The organism is Tardiphaga sp. 862_B3_N4_1, assembly GCF_051811085.1.
Lineage (GTDB): Bacteria > Pseudomonadota > Alphaproteobacteria > Rhizobiales > Xanthobacteraceae > Tardiphaga > Tardiphaga robiniae.
In genome coordinates, this window is sequence record NZ_JBPWQB010000002.1 from 1,107,723 (window position 1) to 1,126,692 (window position 18,970).

Consider the following 18,970-nt stretch of genomic DNA (forward strand, 5'->3'; position numbering starts at 1 on the left):
AAGGGGGGTATGGATATATGGTCGATTTTATCAGGGGCGGGACACGCATTTATGCAGCACCTGCGGCAACCGCAGCAGGCAATCTCAGATCTTTCAACACCGCGCCAGCGGCCAGCGCACCTGCAGACAATTATCTGTCTGCGCTCCTCAAGTTGATCCCGACGGAAATCGTCGCCATCTATCTCGCGGCCAAAGCGGCCTGGGTCACGAATAACGCACTCCTCTACTGGTTTGGCCTGTGCCTGCTCGCATGCATTTGCCTTCGCGCATATTCCAGCATGCCCCGCGACAGCACCGAACCGGCGAAGCCACAATGGGCCAGCGTCCTCGTATCGTCGATCGCGTTTGTGCTTTGGGCGTGTGCCATGGGCCCACCGTCCCCGCTCGGCGCCTATGGCCTGCCGGAATGGGCCGCCGGAGGCATCGCAGGTCTTTTCGGAATTCTGGCACCGTTTCTGATTCCCGGTGACAAGCAGGCCGGGGGCAAGCTGGCAGAGGGCGCGCTGGCAGATCGCACGCTGGTAAGCGACACGTCTCTCAAGCCACTTGGGCGACTTCGATTCGACACCCTCCGCCCACGCGCCACTGCTCGCCAAACGAACAGGGGAATACTTCACGACATCTTTGACGGCGACTACCCTGACGACACCGGCCTCGACGCCCTTGGATATGGTGGTGAAGCGAATTCCGTTCTGGCCGCGAACATTACCGAGCATGGCGTCAATGTGAGCCCCGCAGCCATTCTGGTCTGCGGCGACATCGCCTGCGTTCTCAAAGAGATGGAGCGCGTGCGATGACCTATTCGCGGCAGATATCCGCCCTCGCACTATGCGCCTCTGTCATGCTCGGTTGCGAGGCGCACGCAGGCGCACTGACGGCCCATGAGCAGGAGGTCATCGACGGCATCATCGCGAGAGGCGACGGCGACAAACTTGCCGAAGCGCAAAACAAGATCGCGGCGGCAACAAGAACAAAACGACGGGCGGCCAACCGGACCAGTCCGGCGGCCGCAACGCCAGCGGTCGCCGTACCCATCCAGTCGGTCGCCTATCTGGACGATATGGGAACGCTGGTCAGAAAGCGGGAGAAATCAACGAATGCCTTGATCGAACACAGTAAATGTCCCGGCCTGACGTTTCTTCTGCGGCGGGACTGGAAAGACATCGGCTTTCTGGATTGTCCCATGAGTGTCGACAAGGCGACAGGCGCGGAAATCGCGTTCGCCGGCGATCGTGCGAACCATAACCAGATCTGGGCGATCAACGGCACCGCCGCGCTCTCCTACTCGTCGGTGCACGATTCCGTCGCCTGGTGGGATCCAAGCGCGAAAAGCCTTGCCACCTATGTCACGGTCAATCGGGCCTTCAACTCGGCGTCCGAATTCGCGGACTCCAATGTCGACAAGCTGGCCTATGGCGTTGCCGCCGAAATTGGCTATCTCGTCCCCGATGGCGGACACTTCTTCCGTCTTCGCGGAGGCGGCGTCGAGAACAACATCAAACAAACGTCGTCGGCGGCTGTGACGCTCGAATATCTCCCGACGTCGCTCCAGCTCTACTTTCAGAGGCCGATACCGCATCCGCTGGGTCTGCCAGTCATCCTGCGCTTCGATCCCGAAATTCTGCTGCAGTACAATCAGACCACCGGGAAGGGCCAGTTGCTCGATTTCAACAATATGACCCGGGCGCTACGCATTGGCCCCCAGGTCACCGCGCATCTTTTCCCCGATCCGCTCGAGAAAGGCTTTCTGGGCAGGATGAGCGCTTCGTTCAGCTATCACTGGGCGCACGAAACCTATTCGCGCACCGAGCTCTCATGGCTGGACGCCACGCTGAAATACAATATCGACGATGCCGGCCATCTCGCCCTCGCGCTCACTTATCAACGAGGGAATGACGAAGACACCGGGACATTCGCCAATATCTACCGCATCGGACTGACCGGCAAAATCTGACAACTGCCGGCGTGCTTCCTCTTCCGCGAATGGCAGAGGGAGCACGGCCGCCGGCGCGTGCGGCCCTACGTCAGCTTCAATCCCGTCGCGGCTTCCAGCTCTGCGATCGCCTGCGCGGCGGATGTCACCTTGATCGTGGTCATGCCGAGTTCGCGCGCGGGCTTGAGGTTGACGCCGAGGTCGTCGAGATAGACGCAGTGTTTCGGATCGACGCCCAGTTTGTCGGTCATCATCGTGTAGATGCGCGGATCGGGTTTGCGCAGGCCGATCTTGGCGGATTCGATGACGTGATCGAACAGCACCATCACCTCGGCCACATAGAGCGCGCGGCCGTCGGTGGAGCCCATGGCATTGGCCGGCAGGTTGTTGGTGATGCAGCCGGTCTTGAACGCTGCCTTGATGCGGCGCAGCGCCTCGACCATGTCGGGGCGGATCTCGCCCTTTAGCAGCTTGACCACATCGCGGCCCGGCACTTCGGCGCCGAGCGCCTTGGACTCGGCGGCGAACAGCACGTCGAAGGTGGCGAGATCGATTTCGGCGCGCTCGAATTTCGCCCAGGCATTCTCGAAATGGTTGTCCGCATTGGTGCGGCGGATGATGTCCTTCGGCAGGCCATGGCTCTGCTCGTAATGCGCAAAAGCCTCGAAGGGCGAGGAGGTGATCACCCCGCCGAAATCAAAGATCACCGCAGAGATCATGTGTTTCCCTTTTGTTACCCGGCCGCTTTTATGAATCGACCACGCCGCCTCACACTCCGACGTCATACGCGGGCTTGACCCGCGTATCCATCTTCGTCTGCGCTCGCGGCTTAAGGTGGATTGCCGGGTCATCTAGCGAAGCTCGCTTCGCGCTGCCCGGCAATGACGTGGGGAGAGGACGGAGCGTGGCTGGGCGAACTCCGCGCGTGCGGAAAGTCCCCCTCTCCCGCCTTCGCTGCGCTCAGGCACCCTCTCCCACCGCGCGAAGCTTCGCTTCGCCGGGGGAGAGGGGAAGAAAGACCGCAGGTGTCCGTAAAAAGTCAGCGTGACAACGTCACTCACCCCGCGACGCGGGCCTCGCCTCCGAGCACCGGACCGCGCGCACTACCGACATCGCGGATCGGGGGCTGGCCGTAGAGCCGGGCATATTCGCGGGAGAATTGCGACGGGCTCTGATAGCCGACCGCATAGCCGGCGCTGCCGACATCGAGCCGCTCCACCAGCATCAGGCGGCGCGCCTCATGCAAACGAAGCTGCTTCTGATACTGCATCGGCGTCATCGCGGTGACGGTCTTGAAATTGTGATGCAGCGACGATTCGCTCATGCCGACGCGGTCGGCGAGATCCTCGATGCGGAGCGGGCTGGCATAGTTGCTGCGCAGCCAGGAAATGGCCTTGGCGACCTTGTTGCTCGGGCTCTCGGCCAGCGCGATCTGCCGCAGACGCGCGCCGTAAGGGCCGACCAGCAGGCGATACAGCACCTCCTGTTCGAGAAGCGGCGCCATCACCGGAATGTCCTGCGGCCGGTCGAGCAGGCGCAGCAGCCGCAACGTGGCGTCGAGCAGATCGGCGGAGGCCTTGGCGACGACGACGCCGCGCTCGGGGAGCTGCGGATGCGCGGGCGCATCGGCATGACCGTTGCCGAACCGGCCGAGCACCTCCTTCAACAGTTGCGGATCGATCGCAAAGCCCATGCCGAGATGCGGCTGCGCTTCCGACGCCTCGACGATGCAGGACGACATCGGCAGATCGAGCGACACCAGCACATAATCGCCGGCGGCATAGGTGTAGGTCTCGGTGCCCAGTTGCAGCCGCTTGGCGCCCTGCGCCACGAGGCCGAAACACGGCCACTGCGCGGTATGCACGAGCTGCGTCGGCTCGGTCTGCCGCTTCAGATAGAGGCTGGCGAGGCCGGTCGGATGGTCGCTGCCATTGGCGGCGTAACGGGCAATGATGTCGGCAATCTCACGAATCGTCTCGGTCACACGCAAACCCCTCAAGCGGCAGGCCTTTTATGCCGAGGTGTATCTAGGTGCAGTGCCGTGGCAGGGAAATGGCTGCGGGATCACTTTTGCAGGATCGTGCAAAACAGATGCAGGATCGCGCTAACGCCGACGCGGCTGCATTTGCGATAACAGCGTCAGCCACAGAGCAGATCGGCGAGCCGCCCGCGGGCCTCGGATCTGCCAGGCCATACGGGTATCGGGTCGAACTCCCTGCCTTGCGCGTCCAGACTGTTGTCGGGGCGCGATCACGCCCGGATCGATTCGGCCTCACAATCTACGCACACGACTGACGATCAAGACAGACATCATCCAGATCCAAGGACATGCCATGACAAGACTGGCAGGAAAAGTTGCGCTCGTGACCGGCGCCGCGGACGGCATCGGCGCGGGCATTGCGCGGCGCTTCGGCGCGGAAGGCGCGGCGGTGATCGTGCATCACGCGGACGATCCCCGCGGCGCGGCGCGCGTGGTCGCCGAAATCGTGTGGCGCGGCGGCCGCGCCATCGCCGTCCAGGGCGATATCGCCCGCTGGCCGGACGTGCGGCGGCTCTATGAGGAAATCGCGGCGACCTTCGGCCGGCTCGATATTCTCGTCAACAACGGCGCCTTCGCGCGCAGCGAGGTGGAGGACGTGGTGTCCGAGGACGAGTTGCACCGGCAGCGCGAGCTGAAGGTGTTCGGCGCCATGCTGCTGTGCCAGGAGGCGGTGCGGATGTTCGGCGTCGCCGGCGGCAGCATCGTCAATCTCACCGCGCTCGATGGCATTCCGACAGCGCCCGCATCAACGCCGGACCCCGGCGCCGACGCCGCCATCGATGCCATGACCCGCGGGTTGTCCCGCGCCTATGGCACGCGCAACGTCCGGGTCAGCACCATCGCGCCCGGGATGCTCGGCCCGGAGGAACCCGCTGCCATCGACGTGCTCGACGGCAGCGTGCGGAACCGGCAGTTCATCGCTTTGCCCGCTGCGCGCAACCATACAACCGAAGGCATCGCCGACATCGCCGTGGCGCTGACCTGCGACGACAACGCGCGTCGTTCCGGCCGCGACATCATGGTGGCCGGCGCCATGCGGTGATGCGGGAACCCGCTTTCCAGGTTCCTCCCAACGTTTATGGGCGTGCCTGCGCGGCACGCCCACATTTCTTTTTGCGCATTCGCGGACCAAAGCGTCTCGATTTCTTTCACATCCTATTAACCGCCCGTCACAAAACGGCGAAACGAAACTGTTGATCACCGCGTAGCTGTCAAAGAATTACCGGTTCTGATGCTATGCGTCGGTGATTGTAACGCAGTCCTTTTTGATCGACGAAAGCCAATGCTGGCCCGTAATACATCCGAGACGACCCGCCGGATCTCCCCGCGCTGGCTGCTGGCAGCTGCGGCGATCGTCGTTGTCGGATTCACAGTCATCTGCGGCAGCGTGCTGATGAGTATGCGGCGCGGCGACGAGAAGCTGGCGCACCAGACGCTCGGCAACCTCGCCTCCAGCATCGATGCCGATGTCGCCCGCAATGTGGAACTCTACGACCTCTCGCTGCGCAACGTGGTCAGCAACATGACCTCGCCGGAACTGGTCGAGATTTCGCGGCCGATGCGGCAGTTGATCCTGTTCGACCATGCCGCCACCGCGCGCCACTTCGGCGCCATCCAGGTCACGGACGTCGCCGGCAACGTGACGCTGGATTCGTCGACGCTGGATCCGAAGCCGCAGAATTTCGCCGATGAGGAATTCTTCAAGGTCCACAAGCGCGATCCGCTGTTCGGCCTCTATATCTCCAAGCCGATGCTGCATCAGGGCAGTTACGGCATCGTGCTGAGCCGCCGCATCGCGGCGCGCGACGGAACTTTTCTGGGCATCGTCGCCGGCTTCATCCGCTACACGTATTTCCACGAGATGGTCGATCGCCTGCAGCTCGAACCCGCCGACGTCATCACTGTTCTGCGGCAGGATGGCGTTATCGTCATGCGTGCGCCGTTCGACATGGACGTGATCGGCCGCGACGTCAGCAAAATGCGCGGCGTGCAGAAGGCCCTGGCCTATTTCTCCGGCTCTTATGTGGGGCGCGCGTCCAATGACGATATCGAGCGGCTGTTCGTCTGGCGTGAAGGCGCGCACCCGCTGATCGTGATGGTGGGGCGGTCCACCGACGTGATCTTCGGCCAATGGCGCAAGGAAGCGCTGCAGATCGGCGGCGCCATGGCCGCGCTCGGCCTGATCGCCTGCGCGCTGATGCTGATCCTGGCGCGCGAGATGGGCAAGCGCGGCGAGATGGAAGACAGGATGGCGCGCCTCGCCATGACCGACGGCCTCACCGGCCTCGCCAACCGACGTCATTTCGATGTGGTGTTGGAAAAGGAATGGCAGCGCGCCCAGCGCGCCCGCGCACCGATCTCGCTGCTGATGATCGACGCCGACCACTTCAAGGTGTTCAACGACAGTTTCGGCCATCAGGCCGGCGACCTCGTTCTGTGCGGGATCGCCTGGAGCATCGCCCGGCATGCCAAACGCGCCAGCGATTGCGCCGCGCGCTATGGCGGCGAGGAATTCGCGCTGATCCTGCCGGGCCTCTCTTTGGCCGACGCCATCGAACTCGGCGAACGGATCCGCGTCGAAGTCGGCCATCTCGAGCGCGACGGCATGACCACGACGACGATCAGCGTCGGTGCAGCGTGTCTCGTGCCGTCATCGCTGACCACGTCGAACGACCTGATCAGCAATGCCGACAGTGCGCTCTATGCCGCAAAAGCGCACGGTCGCAACCAGACATGGCCGGTCGCACCGCGGCAGAAAAGCCTTGCTGCGTAGCATGATACCATTTGTACGGTTGTAATTAACCCGCGGTTCACCTGACTTCCTAACGCGCCTTCCACCCTTGCCCGGGTATTCCTATGCACGAGGGGTAGGGATTCATGCGGCTGCTGGGGAGGCGAATGACGAACGACGTGCGCGTTTCAGCGCCGGGCGCCGCCGAGCATGGCGATGGGCGCTCGACAACACGCCGCGCGCCGGTGCGCTGGCTCGTGGTCGTTGGCGCCGTGCTGATCGTCACCATTGCCGCCGGCACGGCGATGACCGTGAACAATTTCCGTCAGCGCACGATCGACAATTCCAACCGCGAACTTGAAAACACCGTGCTGCTGCTCAGCCGGCATTTCGATCAGCAGTTCCAGGATCTCCAGCGCATCCAGAAGAGCCTCACGGCTCATCTTCTCGCCAACGGCGTGATGTCGGTCCACAGCTTTGCCAGCAGCATGTCGAGCTACGAGTCCCACATGATGCTGAAGTCGAAGGTGGATGATGAATTCGTCAACGACATCACCGTTCTCGATGCCGAAGGCCGTCTGGTCAACTGGACAGGAGCCTGGCCCGGACCGGATCTGGTGCTGGCCGACCGTGAATATTTCCAGAAACTCAAATCGCAGACCTTCACCCAGGACGAAGAGATCGTGCAGCCCGTCCTGAGCCGCATCACCGGCCGGTGGAAGACGCTGTTCGCACGTCGCATTACAGGGCCCAAGGGCGAATTCTTCGGCATCGTGACGCGCAGCGTCGAACCGCAGCAATTCGAAAAATTCTTTGCCTCCGTCTCGCTCGGCGAAAACGGGACCATCGCAATGTTCCACCGCAATGGCACGTTGCTGGCGCGCTACCCGCAGACGCCCTCGTCGATCGGCAAGGTTTTCAATAGCGGCCCGCTGCTGCAGCATCTGCGCTTCAGCGACGCGCCCGCAACCATCCGCACCGTCAGCCCCATCGACAATATCGATCGGCTCGGCTCGATCCGCCTGCTGCAAAACTTTCCGGTCGCGCTGGTCGCAACCACGACGGTCGAGGGCACACTGGCCAACTGGCGCGACCAGACCAAATTTCTCGTGACCCTCGCGACGCTGTCGGCCCTGATCCTGGCAGGTCTGCTTTATCTGATGATCCGTCACATCCAGCGGCAGAACCGTGCAGCACAGTTGCAGATGACGCTGGAGAAGAACCGCCTCGACACCGCCATCAACAACATGACACAGGGCCTGCTGCTGTTCGATGCGCAGGCGCGCGTAGTGGTTTGCAATCAGCGCTATCTTGATATGTACGGACTGTCGCGCGAGGTCATCACACCCGGCCGTACTTTCCGCGACGTGATCGCACATCGCAAGGAAACGGGCTCCTTCGCTGGCAGCGTTGACGCCTATGTGGCGGAAGTGTTGCCCGACGTCGGGCGGTCGCACATCCAGATCATGCAGACCGCCGATGGCCGCACCATCCAGATTTCGTCGCGACCGGTGGCCGATGGCGGCTGGGTCGCGACCCATGAAGACATCACCGAGCGGCGCAATGCCGAGGAGAAGATCGCGCATCTGGCGCATTACGATGCGCTGACCGACCTGCCGAACCGCACGCTGTTCCGCAACGAACTCGAACGCGAATTGAAGCGCGTCGCGCGCGGCGCGCAATGCGCGGTGCTCTATATCGACATCGACGAATTCAAGGGCATCAACGACTCGCTCGGCCATCCCGTCGGCGACGAACTGCTCAAGGGCATCGCGCTGCGGCTGCGCGGCTGCGTGCGCGGCTCCGACGTGGTGGCGCGGCTCGGCGGCGACGAATTCGCCATCGTGCAGACCGGTGTGGAGAGCCATTCCGATATCACGGATCTTGTCGGCCGCATCTATGATGCGATCCGCCAGCCATTCGATTGTCTCGGCCACAGCCTGCTCACCGACGCGTCGATCGGCATCGCGCTGGCGCCGCGCGACGGCGCAGACCTCGATACGCTGCTGAAGAACGCCGACCTTGCGATGTATGGCGCCAAGGCCGACGGCCGCCGCACTTTCCGCTTCTTCGAGCCCGAAATGGATGCGCGGGTGCAGGCCCGCCGCTCGCTGGAGCTTGAACTGCGTCACGCCGCCGGTGATGGCGGCTTCGCCAAAGGCGGCTTCGAAGTCTATTATCAACCGCTTCTGACGCTGCGCGACGACGCCATCGTCGGCTGCGAGGCTTTGTTGCGCTGGCGTCATCCCGAACGCGGCATGATCTCCCCGGCCGAGTTCATTCCGGTCGCCGAAGATATCGGCATCATCAATGAGCTCGGCGAATGGGTGATGAACACCGCCTGCGCCGAGGCTGCCAGCTGGCCCGACGACGTCCGGGTGGCGGTCAATGTCTCGCCGGTCCAGTTCCGCTGCGCGTCGCTCGCCCTGAAGGTGACCTCCGCCCTCGCCGCGTCCGGACTGCCGGCGCGGCGACTGGAGCTCGAAATTACCGAGGCCGTGCTGATCCGCGACGACGAGATCGCACTGGAAATCCTGCACGGGCTGCGCGAGATCGGCGTGCGCATTGCACTGGACGATTTTGGCACCGGCTATTCCAGCCTGAGCTATCTGCAGCGCTTCCCGTTCGACAAGATCAAGATCGACCGCTGTTTCGTGACCGATATCGCCGATGCACAGGGGTCGTCCTCGATCGTGCAGGCCGTGGTCAATATCGCCAGTTCGCGCAACATGACGACGACGGCCGAAGGCGTCGAAACGCCCCGGCAGAAGGAGCTGCTGCGCGCGCTCGGCTGCACCGAAATGCAGGGCTATCTGTTCAGCCCCGCCAAGCCCGCAGGTGAACTGCGCGACTTGCTGATCGCCCATCAGGCCAAGCAGTCCGAGGCTGCGGCCTGATCGCCTATTCCAGCAGCGTGAACTGCATCAGCAGAGTTCGCTGCAGCATCGAGAAATTGTCGTCCGAGATCAGCGTCAGCACCGTGTCGCCCTCCGGCGTGACATGCACATCGAGCCCCTCGAAATTGTCGATCTCGTAGCCGAGATCCGCATCGAAGATGGTGGGACCGTCGATGACGGCGTCCGGTACGATCGATGCGAGGGGAATGCGGCGGATGCGGACGCCGGTGTCGCCGAACAGCGAGAACTTGCGTTCCAGCAGCAACAGATCGCCGGATGGCAGCAGCGCCGCATCGCTGATGTCATAATTTTTGGTGCGGCGGACCGAGAAGTTCGCCGGCGCCTTGCCGCCGATGATCCAGGCCGCAATATTGCCGGCGCTGTCTAGCCCGCGCTCCGAGATCGCCAGCAGCATGCCGGCCAGCGGCGAGGTCTTGAACCTGTCCCTGCGCACCATCACCAGCGCTTCGAGACTGCCATTGCTGGGCAGCTTGCGCATGCCCGGCGGCTGCGGGATCGGTTCGCCCCGGGCGCGCACGCCATCGCGGCCGAAGTCGAATTTCAGGATCTGATGCACGCGTTCGAGGCCGATATAGACCGTCGGTCCGTCCACCGCGATCGACTCGGTATCGTACCAGCCGCGCGCGGTGATCGGCCTGCCGTCGGCGCCCAGCATCGGCGCCGCCTCGACATCGACAATGCCGACCATGGTATCGCCGCTATAGGCGATCTTGCCGGTGAACCAGTTGCCCTTGTCGCTGATGGCGATGAAACCCTCACCCTTGTCATCCAGGCGAAGACCGGAGATGCCGCCGAAGTCCTTGTATCGCGACGTCAGGACCAGTCCGCTGCGATATTGCAGCGACCCGAACCTTGTATGCGCGCGGTCGCGCGTATCGAAAGCCGGGATCGGCCGCGCTTCGATCTCGATCGACACCGGCGCACGCGCCGATGGCGTTGCCGGCACCGGCACGGGCTGCGCACGGGCAAGCGACGGCAGCGCGGCTGCTGAAGCCGCGACTGCAAGAAAATGACGACGGGTGAGATCAGCGGTCAAGCGATGGCCCTGGAGGATGGGTAGAGCAAAGCAAAACCCATCCTGTAAAGCCTAATGCGTTCTGCGTCGCCGACCATGGGTCGGTGCCGGCCCTGCCGTTTCGCTGAACAATTCCGCCAGCTTCTCGGTGATGGCGCCGCCGAGTTCTTCGGCGTCGACGATGGTCACGGCGCGGCGATAGTAGCGCGTCACGTCATGGCCGATGCCGATGGCGATCAGTTCGACCGGCGAGCGGGTCTCGATCTCTTCGATGATGTGGCGCAGATGCCGCTCCAGATAGTTGCCGGGATTGACCGACAACGTGCTGTCATCCACCGGCGCGCCGTCGGAGATCATCATCAGGATCTTGCGCTGCTCGGGACGGCCGAGCAGTCGCTTGTGCGCCCAGTCGAGCGCCTCGCCGTCGATGTTCTCCTTCAGCAGACCCTCGCGCATCATCAGGCCGAGATTCTTGCGCGCGCGGCGCCACGGCGCGTCCGCCGACTTGTAGATGATGTGACGGAGATCGTTGAGGCGGCCGGGATTGGCCGGCTTGCCGGCGCCGAGCCACGCTTCACGCGACTGCCCGCCCTTCCAGGCGCGCGTCGTGAAGCCGAGGATTTCCACCTTGACGCCGCAACGCTCCAGCGTGCGCGCGAGAATGTCGGCGCAGGTCGCAGCGACCGTGATCGGGCGACCGCGCATCGAACCGGAATTGTCCAGCAGCAGCGTCACCACCGTATCGCGGAACGTCGCTTCCTTCTCATGCATGAAGGACAGCGGATGATGCGGGTCGGTCACCACGCGCGACAGGCGCGCGGGATCGAGGATGCCTTCCTCGAGGTCGAAGTCCCAGGCGCGGTTCTGCTGCGCCATGAGCTTACGTTGAAGCCGATTGGCCAGACGCGCGACCACGCCCTGCAGATGCGCGAGCTGTTTGTCGAGATAGGAGCGCAGCCGCTCGAGTTCGTCGTGATCGCAGAGGTCTTCAGCCGCGATGACTTCGTCGAATTTCGGCGCGAAGGCATGATATTCCGGACCGCGCGGCTCGTTCGCCCCGCGCGAGTTCGGACGCGTGGCTTCGCCGGGCGTTTCGTCGTCGCCCATCTCGCCGTCTTCGTCGAACGTATCCGAGGCAGAGGCCTGCGCGCTCTCCATCGAACTGTCGGACATTTCGTCGGACGACTGCTGCGCCTGATCGGCGCTCATTTCCTGCGAGGCATCGCTCTCCGGCGAGCCTTCGGCACCGGCCTGATCGTTCTCGCCCTGGCGCTCGTCGTCCTCGCTCTCCTCGTCATCCGGCTCGGCATTGCGATCGTCGCCGAGCTCCAGCGCCGACAGCAGGTCGTGCACGGCATCGCCGAACTTGGCCTGGTTCTCAGCGAACCGATCGAGCTGGTCGAGGCGATCGCTGATCTTGTCTTCGAGGACCGGACGCCAGAGGTCGACCATCTTCTTTGCGGCGGCTGGCGGCGCCATGCCGGTCAGGCGCTCGCGCACCAGCATCGCCAGCGCATCGGCCAACGGCGCATCGGCGCGGTCGGTGATTTCGTCGAACTTGCCGCGATGGAAATGATCGTCGAGCATCGCCGTGAGGTTCTTGGCCACGCCGGCCATGCGGCGCGACCCGAGCGCTTCCACGCGGGCCTGCTCGACGGCTTCGAACACGCCGCGCGCCTGCGGATTGCCCGGCATCAGCTTGCGATGAACCTTGGGATCGTGACAGGCGAGTTTGAGCGCGATCGAATCCGCGTGGCCGCGCACGATGGCGGCGTCGCGCTTGCTCATTTTTCGCGCGGGTTCAGGAAGACGGGCTTTGCCCGGTGAGAGACCCGGCCGCTCGGCCGCGAAGGTCACTTCAAGCTCGGGCGCTTTGGCGATGGCGCGCAAACACGACGTCACCGCGCGCTTGAACGGCTCGGTCGGCGCTTCCTTGGAGCCGGGGCGGAATTTGTTGGTCGTCGTCGTGCTCATCGCTGTCGCTTTCTTCCCCTCTCCCCGGGCGCAGCGAAGCTGCGCTGGCGGGAGAGGGTGGATCGAACACGCGAAGCGGGTTCGAGACGGGAGAGGGCCTGCAGCAAACCGGAGCGCTGTCCCCTCTCCCGCCTTCGCTTCGCGAAGGCACCCTCTCCCGCAAGGGGAGAGGGGAAGTAAGTAAGATCAGCGGGAATCAGCTCAGCGCCACATTCACCGAGCTTTCCGCCAGCTCTGCATTGAAGCAGCGCTGATAGAATTCGGCGACCAGCGGACGCTCGAGTTCGTCGCACTTGTTCAGGAAGGTCACGCGGAACGCGAAGCCGATATCGTTGAAGATGTCGGCATTCTCGGCCCAGGTGATCACCGTACGCGGGCTCATCACCGTCGACAGATCGCCATTGGCGAAGGCGTTACGCGTGAGATCCGCGAGGCGCACCATCTTGTTGACGATGTCGCGGCCCTCGGGGTTCTGATAGTGCTTGGCCTTTGCCAGCACGATCTCGACTTCCTCGTCATGCGCCAGATAGTTCAGCGTGGTGACGATCGACCAGCGATCCATCTGGCCCTGATTGATCTGCTGCGTGCCGTGATAGAGGCCCGACGTATCACCGAGACCGATGGTGTTCGCGGTCGCAAACAGACGGAACGCCGGATGCGGCTTGATCACCTTGTTCTGGTCGAGCAGCGTCAGGCGGCCGGACACTTCCAGCACGCGCTGAATGACGAACATCACGTCCGGACGGCCGGCGTCGTATTCGTCGAACACCAGCGCCACATTGTGCTGCAACGCCCAGGGCAGAATGCCGTCACGGAATTCGGTGACCTGCTTGCCGTCGCGGACCACGATGGAGTCCTTGCCGACGAGGTCGATACGGCTGATGTGGCTGTCGAGGTTGACGCGCACGCAGGGCCAGTTGAGGCGCGCGGCGACCTGCTCGATATGGGTCGATTTGCCGGTGCCGTGGAAGCCCGTGACCATCACGCGACGATTGCGCGAGAAGCCGGCGAGAATGGCAAGCGTGGTGGCACGATCGAACCGGTAATCGGGATCGGTGTCCGGCACATGCGGATCGGATTCGGAGAAGGCAGGCACTTCGAGGTCGGAATCGATGCCGAACAACTTACGCACCGACACCATCTTGTCGGGAATGCCAATCAACGCGTCGGTCTTTTCTTGCAGTTTGGTCGAGGCGGCGGTCATCAATCCTCCGTGGTCCCGGATATCCCGAAACCAGTCTAGTAATGGCTGCGGATGGGGTGCTTTGTGGAACGTATCAGAGAGCCGCGGCTGGACAAAGCCCAGCTCTTCATCAAAGTTCCCGAATGTTATCATCGAGATAGGTTCTAACGGCAATTTTTGGAAGTCTGCCCTGCGAATCAGCCGATGCTCCGGGTCGATCAATTTGCAGCGGTATTTGGGGATCGAACGGCGCGGCCGGCCATTTCAATCATATATGCTGTCAGTTGGCTGAGGCACCCCGCGCTGGATCGGAATTTCGTGACGTCCTTCATCGATTCCCTGACCCATTTTGTCGCCGCGCATGCCTGGCTGGGCTACCTCACTATTTTCCTCGCTGCCTTGCTGGAAGCCGTGCCGGTGCTCGGCACATTCATCCCAGGCACCACGGTCATTCTGGCGCTGAGCGCCCTGATTCCGGCAGGCGACCTCGATCTCGTGGCGGTGCTGGCGGCCGCCGTGGCGGGCGCCGTGCTCGGCGACGGGAGCGCATTCTGGATCGGGCATGTCCGGCAACGACAACTGCTCGACGCGTGGCCGCTTTCGAATTATCCGGGCGTGGTGGCGCAGAGCGAGGCCTTCTTCCATCGCTTCGGCACGCTGGCCGTGTTCCTCGGCCGCTTCGTTCCGCCCATCCGCGCTTTCGTGCCGGTCACGGCCGGAGCATTGGGGACCGCACCGGCGAAATTCTATGCCGTGAACATCCCCGCAGCATTGCTCTGGGCGCCGGCGCATGTGTTGCCCGGCGTGCTCGCAGTGTCGGTGCTGGACCGCTATGGCGGCATTGCCGGCCTCGAAGGCCAAGCCAAACACTACTGGATTCAGGCCGTGATCGTGGCGGCCGTGCTGGCCGGCGCCACCATCTGGTGGTGGCATCGCCGCAAGCGCAACACAGCAATGGAAACGTCATAAAAAGGCGCTTGAACGTTGAAATATCTCTTTGATTTTTCAAAGTAAATGACACCTTCGCGGCTTGACTTGCAGCCCCGATTGACTTGAAAAGCCTGCACCGGCAGTTTCGCCCGCCGTCCGTCCTTCCCATATCCAGTGAATGTCCGAACCCATGCGCAGCTATCTCGACTTTGAAAAGCCCGTTGCCGAGCTGGATTCCAAGATCGATGAATTGCGCACGCTGGCCGCCAGCGGCAGCGACATCGGTGAGGAGATCGTGCGCATCGAGGACAAGGCCGTCGCCGCGCTGCACGAGCTCTATGCGAACCTGACGCCGTGGCAGAAGACCCAGGTCGCGCGGCATCCGCAGCGCCCGCATTGCATGAATTACGTGGAAGCGCTGATCACCGAATTCACGCCGCTCGCCGGCGACCGCAAGTTCGGCGAGGATGAAGCGCTGGTGGCTGGCTTCGGCCGTTTCCGCGGCGAGAGCGTCTGCGTGCTCGGCCAGGAAAAGGGCAACACCACCGAGAGCCGCCTCAAGCATAATTTCGGCATGGCCCGCCCCGAAGGCTACCGCAAGGCGGTTCGCCTGATGGAGATGGCCGACCGTTTCAACATTCCCGTGCTGTCGCTGGTCGACACCGCCGGCGCCTATCCCGGCATCGGTGCGGAAGAGCGCGGCCAGGCTGAAGCCATCGCACGCTCGACCGATGCCTGCCTCGGCCTCGGCGTGGCCAACGTCGCCGTCATCATCGGCGAAGGCGGTTCGGGCGGCGCCATCGCCATCGCCACTGCCAACAAGGTGCTGATGCTGGAACATGCCATCTACAGCGTGATCTCGCCGGAAGCGGCATCGTCGATCCTGTGGCGCGACTCATCCAAGGCGCAGGAAGCCGCGACCAATATGAAGATCACCGCGCAGGATTTGCTGCGTTTCGGCGTGATCGATTCCATCCTGAAAGAGCCGCCGGGCGGCGCACACCGCGACCCCGCCGCCATGATTGCTATCACCGGCGACGCCATCGCCCAGGCTTTCAACGACATGCGCGGCATGGACGCGGCGACTATTCGTCAGCAGCGCCGGCAGAAGTTTCTGGATATCGGCCGCAAGATCGGGTGAGCTGACGTTCTCTCACGCGTCCATCTGAGACCGCGCATTTCGGCGGATCACCTGCGGCGGCTGGCCATAGGCGCGCAGAAATGCGCGGCGCATGCGGTCACGATCGGCAAACCCCGTCTGCTGCGCGACGGTGTCGATGGGATGCCGGCTCTGCTCCATCATCAACCGCGCGGCCTCTAGCCGCAGATGCTCGACGGCCTTGGCGGGCGATTGGCCCGTCTCGGCGTGAAAGGCGCGGCTGAACTGCCGCGGGCTGAGATTTGCGGCATCGGCGAGGTCATTCACCGTCAGCGGCTTCTGCAGATTGTCCCGTGCAAAAGCGAGCGCCTTCTGGATACGGTCCGACTTCGGCGCCAATTCCAGCAACGCGGAAAACTGCGACTGACCGCCGGCACGGCGGTGATACACGACCATCTTTTTCGCGATGTTGCGTGCGACGTCCTCGCCGAGATCAGCCTCGACCATCGCCAGTGCGAGATCGATGCCCGCGGTCATGCCGGCCGAGGTCCAGACCGGACCGTCATTCACGAAGATGCGGTCTTCATCGACTCTCACTTTCGGAAATTGCTTCTGCATGTCGCGCGCATAGAACCAGTGCGTGGTCGCGCGCCGCTGATCGAGAATGCCGGCTTCGGCGAGCACGAAGGCGCCGATACAGATAGACGCAACACGCCGCGCATGTTTGGGCGCCTGTCGCACGAAATCGATCAGGCCGGGCGTCGCGGATTCGACCGTCAGACCGCCGGCAATGATCAGCGTGTCATAGGCATCAGCCGCATTGAACGGTTCGGTGGTCAAACTCATGCCCAGCGAGGTGCCGACCTGACCGCCCCGCTCCGACAACACATGCAGATCGTAGGTGGGCGGATCGGTCAGCATATTGGCCAGCTCAAAGACCGACATCGCCGCAAGGCTGATGGGCGAGCATCCCGGGGAAACAACAAGGCCGATGCGCTGCATATGCACACTCCCGTAGGAAAAGACGTCCTAAAACGCCGTTTATATGACATTTGAGACATGACCGCGCAAGACTAGGTTTCCTGACACGGCCGCTGCGGCCGAGAGCATTCAGGAGAACGACAATGACAAATTAATATCAGGGCACGGCACTGATTACGGGCGCTTCGACGGGCATTGGCGCCGTCTATGCGGACCGGCTGGCCAGGCGCGGCTACGACCTCATTCTGGTGGCGCGGAACCAGGACCGCCTGGCGGCCCTCGCCAAGCGACTGACCAGCGAGACCGGACGATCGGTCCGCACGCTGGCCGCCGATCTCGGCAACAAGGCCGATCTGGCAAAGGTCGAAGCCGCGCTGCGCGACGATGCGAGCATTACGATGCTGGTCAACAATGCCGGAGTCGGCGCGGTGGCTCCGTTGCTCAATGCCGATGTCGACAAAATGGAAGACATGATCACGCTGAACATCACCGCGCTGACACGGCTGACCTATGCCGCCGTGCCCGGCTTCGTCGCGCGCAACAAAGGCACGATCATCAACATCTCGTCGATCGTCGGTATCGGTGCAGAAATCCTCAACGGCGTCTACGGAGCCAGCAAGGCCTATGTGCTCAGCTTCAGCCATTCGCTGGTGCATGAACTCGCCGACAAGGGCATCCGCGTGCAGGCGGTGTTGCCGGGCGCAACGGCCACCGAATTCTGGGACATCGCGGGCTACCCGCACCAGAACATGGATCAGGCCACAGTGATGCGCGCCGACGACATGGTCGATGCTGCATTGGCCGGCCTCGACCAGGGTGAGCTCGTCACCATTCCGGGCCTGCAGGACGGCGCGAACTGGACCCGCTTCGAAGCAGATCGCCGCGCCCTCTCGACCAAATTCGGTCATGCGACGCCAGCGCCGCGCTACCACGTGACGCAGCGGCAGCGTGTCACCGAAACGCAGGCCTGAAGCCACGCACAGGCGGCAAAAAGCCCGCCCTCTCGACAGAGGGCGGGCTTTTCGAGTCCAGAATTACTTCTTTGCCGGAGCCATCTTGCTGTCAGCCGGCTTCGGCGCGTCCTTGGCGGCAGGCGCGGCGGGTGCCGCCGGAGCAGGCGTTGCAGCAGCCTGATCCATGCGTTCGACCTTGGCACCTTCACGCAACTTGGTGACGTAGTCGGCCTGTGCCTTGCGCACGACATACTGTTCGATCTGCGGCTTCACCTGGTCGAATTCCGGCGCCTTGCGGTTGCGCTTTTCCTCGACCTTGATGATGTGCCAGCCGAACTGCGACTTCACGGGGTCCGAGATCTTGCCCGGCTCCAGCGCGAAGGCAACGGCGGAGAATTCTGGCACCATCTGGTCCTTGGTGAAGAAACCCAGATCGCCGCCATCGGCCGCGCCCGGATCCTTCGACTTCTTCTTGGCGAGTTCGGCGAAATCAGCGCCCTTCTTCAGCTCGTCGGCGACCGTCTTGGCCTCGGCCTCACTCTCCACCAGGATGTGGCGGGCATGGACTTCGGCTTCGCCGGTGATCTGCTTGGCCGCGTCCTCATAGACCTTCTTCATGTTGTCGTCGGTCAGGGCTTCCTTGCCTTCGACGGCCAACAGGTTGTCCATGAGCAGGCGGTTACGGGCGAAGGCCAGCTTGGACTTGAAATCCTCACGATCGGCGATCTTCTTGTCCTCGGCAGCCTTGGCGACGATCTTCATGTCGATCAGGAACGACAGCACATTGTCCTTCCGGGTCGCGGGATCCATCTGGGCGAGGCTCGGGCCGAGCTCTTCCTCGGCAATGGTGACGTCGCTCTGGCGGATTTCCTGGCCGTTGACCTTGGCGAGGACCGGATTGGCATCCTGCGCGTAAACCGGGAAACTGGTGAGAAAGGCCACCGCAACGGCGCCGGTCAGGGCAGCCAGGGTGCGGCCCGGGCGCAGGCCCGGCGTCAGGGCGAGCGATACGAAGGTCATGGAAAATCCTTATCTCGGATAAGAGCCTGTTGGGGACGGCGGACACTCTCCCAAACGTACCGTCTTGGCAACGCGAAAACTCTGTCAAAATGATGAAATCCTTGAGAGGTTCGCGCCGTTGACAACCCCCCACACGGGCCATATCTCTCCCCGACCGGGCCGGTGGCGAAGGCGCGATTTCGGCCGCGCCGT

General features: G+C 63.1%; 15 protein-coding genes. 8 read left to right on the forward strand and 7 right to left on the reverse strand.

The genetic code is table 11. The features are described from left to right. Positions 1–17: 17 nt before the first annotated feature. Both AB8B02_RS22505 and AB8B02_RS22510 read left to right on the forward strand, forming a co-directional pair. The gene (locus tag AB8B02_RS22505) at positions 18–797 is read left to right on the forward strand and encodes a hypothetical protein (RefSeq protein ID WP_439065212.1); all 780 of its coding nucleotides are present in this window, start codon (positions 18–20) and stop codon (positions 795–797) included. After that, a complete protein-coding gene (locus AB8B02_RS22510) occupies positions 794–1,954 on the forward strand; it encodes a hypothetical protein (protein ID WP_439065213.1) in 1,161 nt (386 codons plus the stop codon). Before AB8B02_RS22505 ends, AB8B02_RS22510 begins: the two co-directional genes overlap by 4 nt. Positions 1,955–2,019: 65 nt before the next feature. On the opposite strand, the gene AB8B02_RS22515 is transcribed toward AB8B02_RS22510, so the two are convergent. Further along, positions 2,020–2,652 carry an HAD-IA family hydrolase gene (locus AB8B02_RS22515; protein ID WP_439065214.1) on the reverse strand — a complete coding sequence of 211 codons (633 nt, stop codon included), beginning with the start codon at positions 2,650–2,652 and terminating at the stop codon, positions 2,020–2,022. A gap of 338 nt (positions 2,653–2,990) precedes the next feature. Next, positions 2,991–3,917 (reverse strand): AraC family transcriptional regulator, encoded by a 927-nt coding sequence (locus tag AB8B02_RS22520; protein ID WP_231078897.1) that lies wholly within the window; start codon positions 3,915–3,917, stop codon positions 2,991–2,993. A gap of 349 nt (positions 3,918–4,266) precedes the next feature. On the opposite strand from AB8B02_RS22520, the gene AB8B02_RS22525 reads away from it, so the two are divergent. From AB8B02_RS22525 to AB8B02_RS22535, 3 genes are all read left to right on the forward strand, one after another. After that, entirely contained in the window at positions 4,267–5,016 is a 750-nt protein-coding gene (locus AB8B02_RS22525; RefSeq protein WP_439065215.1) for an SDR family NAD(P)-dependent oxidoreductase, read from the forward strand. A gap of 240 nt (positions 5,017–5,256) precedes the next feature. Then, positions 5,257–6,747 carry a diguanylate cyclase gene (locus AB8B02_RS22530; RefSeq protein WP_439065216.1) on the forward strand — a complete coding sequence of 497 codons (1,491 nt, stop codon included), beginning with the start codon at positions 5,257–5,259 and terminating at the stop codon, positions 6,745–6,747. A 125-nt stretch (positions 6,748–6,872) separates the two neighbouring features. After that, positions 6,873–9,602, forward strand: coding sequence for a bifunctional diguanylate cyclase/phosphodiesterase (locus tag AB8B02_RS22535; protein WP_439065217.1), 2,730 nt, complete (start codon positions 6,873–6,875; stop codon positions 9,600–9,602). Between the two features lie 4 nt (positions 9,603–9,606). On the opposite strand, the gene AB8B02_RS22540 is transcribed toward AB8B02_RS22535, so the two are convergent. The 3 genes from AB8B02_RS22540 to cobS form a co-directional block, all read right to left on the reverse strand. Next, positions 9,607–10,659: an esterase-like activity of phytase family protein gene (locus tag AB8B02_RS22540; protein WP_439065218.1), complete on the reverse strand. Its 1,053-nt coding sequence runs from the start codon at positions 10,657–10,659 to the stop codon at positions 9,607–9,609. Positions 10,660–10,710: 51 nt separating this feature from the next. After that, entirely contained in the window at positions 10,711–12,612 is a 1,902-nt protein-coding gene (gene cobT / locus AB8B02_RS22545) for a cobaltochelatase subunit CobT (protein WP_093758161.1), read from the reverse strand. A 196-nt stretch (positions 12,613–12,808) separates the two neighbouring features. Continuing rightward, the gene (gene cobS, locus AB8B02_RS22550; RefSeq protein ID WP_068729504.1) at positions 12,809–13,816 is read right to left on the reverse strand and encodes a cobaltochelatase subunit CobS; all 1,008 of its coding nucleotides are present in this window, start codon (positions 13,814–13,816) and stop codon (positions 12,809–12,811) included. A gap of 297 nt (positions 13,817–14,113) precedes the next feature. On the opposite strand from cobS, the gene AB8B02_RS22555 reads away from it, so the two are divergent. Both AB8B02_RS22555 and AB8B02_RS22560 read left to right on the forward strand, forming a co-directional pair. Further along, positions 14,114–14,764 (forward strand): DedA family protein, encoded by a 651-nt coding sequence (locus AB8B02_RS22555; protein ID WP_089267860.1) that lies wholly within the window; start codon positions 14,114–14,116, stop codon positions 14,762–14,764. 139 nt (positions 14,765–14,903) lie between these two features. Continuing rightward, positions 14,904–15,866 carry an acetyl-CoA carboxylase carboxyltransferase subunit alpha gene (locus tag AB8B02_RS22560; RefSeq protein WP_093757526.1) on the forward strand — a complete coding sequence of 321 codons (963 nt, stop codon included), beginning with the start codon at positions 14,904–14,906 and terminating at the stop codon, positions 15,864–15,866. Between the two features lie 12 nt (positions 15,867–15,878). On the opposite strand, the gene AB8B02_RS22565 is transcribed toward AB8B02_RS22560, so the two are convergent. After that, complete coding sequence (locus AB8B02_RS22565; protein ID WP_439065219.1) at positions 15,879–16,826, reverse strand: GlxA family transcriptional regulator; 948 nt, start codon at positions 16,824–16,826, stop codon at positions 15,879–15,881. Positions 16,827–16,975: 149 nt separating this feature from the next. Here AB8B02_RS22565 and AB8B02_RS22570 point away from each other — a divergent pair, with 149 nt between their 5' ends. Next, the gene (locus AB8B02_RS22570) at positions 16,976–17,776 is read left to right on the forward strand and encodes an SDR family NAD(P)-dependent oxidoreductase (protein ID WP_439065919.1); all 801 of its coding nucleotides are present in this window, start codon (positions 16,976–16,978) and stop codon (positions 17,774–17,776) included. Between the two features lie 63 nt (positions 17,777–17,839). Here AB8B02_RS22570 and AB8B02_RS22575 read toward each other — a convergent pair whose 3' ends face one another. Continuing rightward, a complete protein-coding gene (locus tag AB8B02_RS22575; RefSeq protein WP_120287408.1) occupies positions 17,840–18,778 on the reverse strand; it encodes a peptidylprolyl isomerase in 939 nt (312 codons plus the stop codon). Between the last annotated feature and the right edge of the window lie 192 nt (positions 18,779–18,970).

Bases quoted from the DNA above. Each gene is read 5' to 3' on its own strand.
- AB8B02_RS22505 (WP_439065212.1), top strand. From the start codon at position 18: ATGGTCGATTTTATCAGGGGCGGGACACGCATTTATGCAGCACCTGCG.
- AB8B02_RS22510 (WP_439065213.1), top strand. From the start codon at position 794: ATGACCTATTCGCGGCAGATATCCGCCCTCGCACTATGCGCCTCTGTC.
- AB8B02_RS22515 (WP_439065214.1), bottom strand. From the start codon at position 2,652: ATGATCTCTGCGGTGATCTTTGATTTCGGCGGGGTGATCACCTCCTCG.
- AB8B02_RS22525 (WP_439065215.1), top strand. From the start codon at position 4,267: ATGACAAGACTGGCAGGAAAAGTTGCGCTCGTGACCGGCGCCGCGGAC.
- AB8B02_RS22530 (WP_439065216.1), top strand. From the start codon at position 5,257: ATGCTGGCCCGTAATACATCCGAGACGACCCGCCGGATCTCCCCGCGC.
- AB8B02_RS22535 (WP_439065217.1), top strand. From the start codon at position 6,873: ATGACGAACGACGTGCGCGTTTCAGCGCCGGGCGCCGCCGAGCATGGC.
- cobT (WP_093758161.1), bottom strand. From the start codon at position 12,612: ATGAGCACGACGACGACCAACAAATTCCGCCCCGGCTCCAAGGAAGCG.
- cobS (WP_068729504.1), bottom strand. From the start codon at position 13,816: ATGACCGCCGCCTCGACCAAACTGCAAGAAAAGACCGACGCGTTGATT.
- AB8B02_RS22560 (WP_093757526.1), top strand. From the start codon at position 14,904: ATGTCCGAACCCATGCGCAGCTATCTCGACTTTGAAAAGCCCGTTGCC.
- AB8B02_RS22565 (WP_439065219.1), bottom strand. From the start codon at position 16,826: ATGCAGCGCATCGGCCTTGTTGTTTCCCCGGGATGCTCGCCCATCAGC.
- AB8B02_RS22575 (WP_120287408.1), bottom strand. From the start codon at position 18,778: ATGACCTTCGTATCGCTCGCCCTGACGCCGGGCCTGCGCCCGGGCCGC.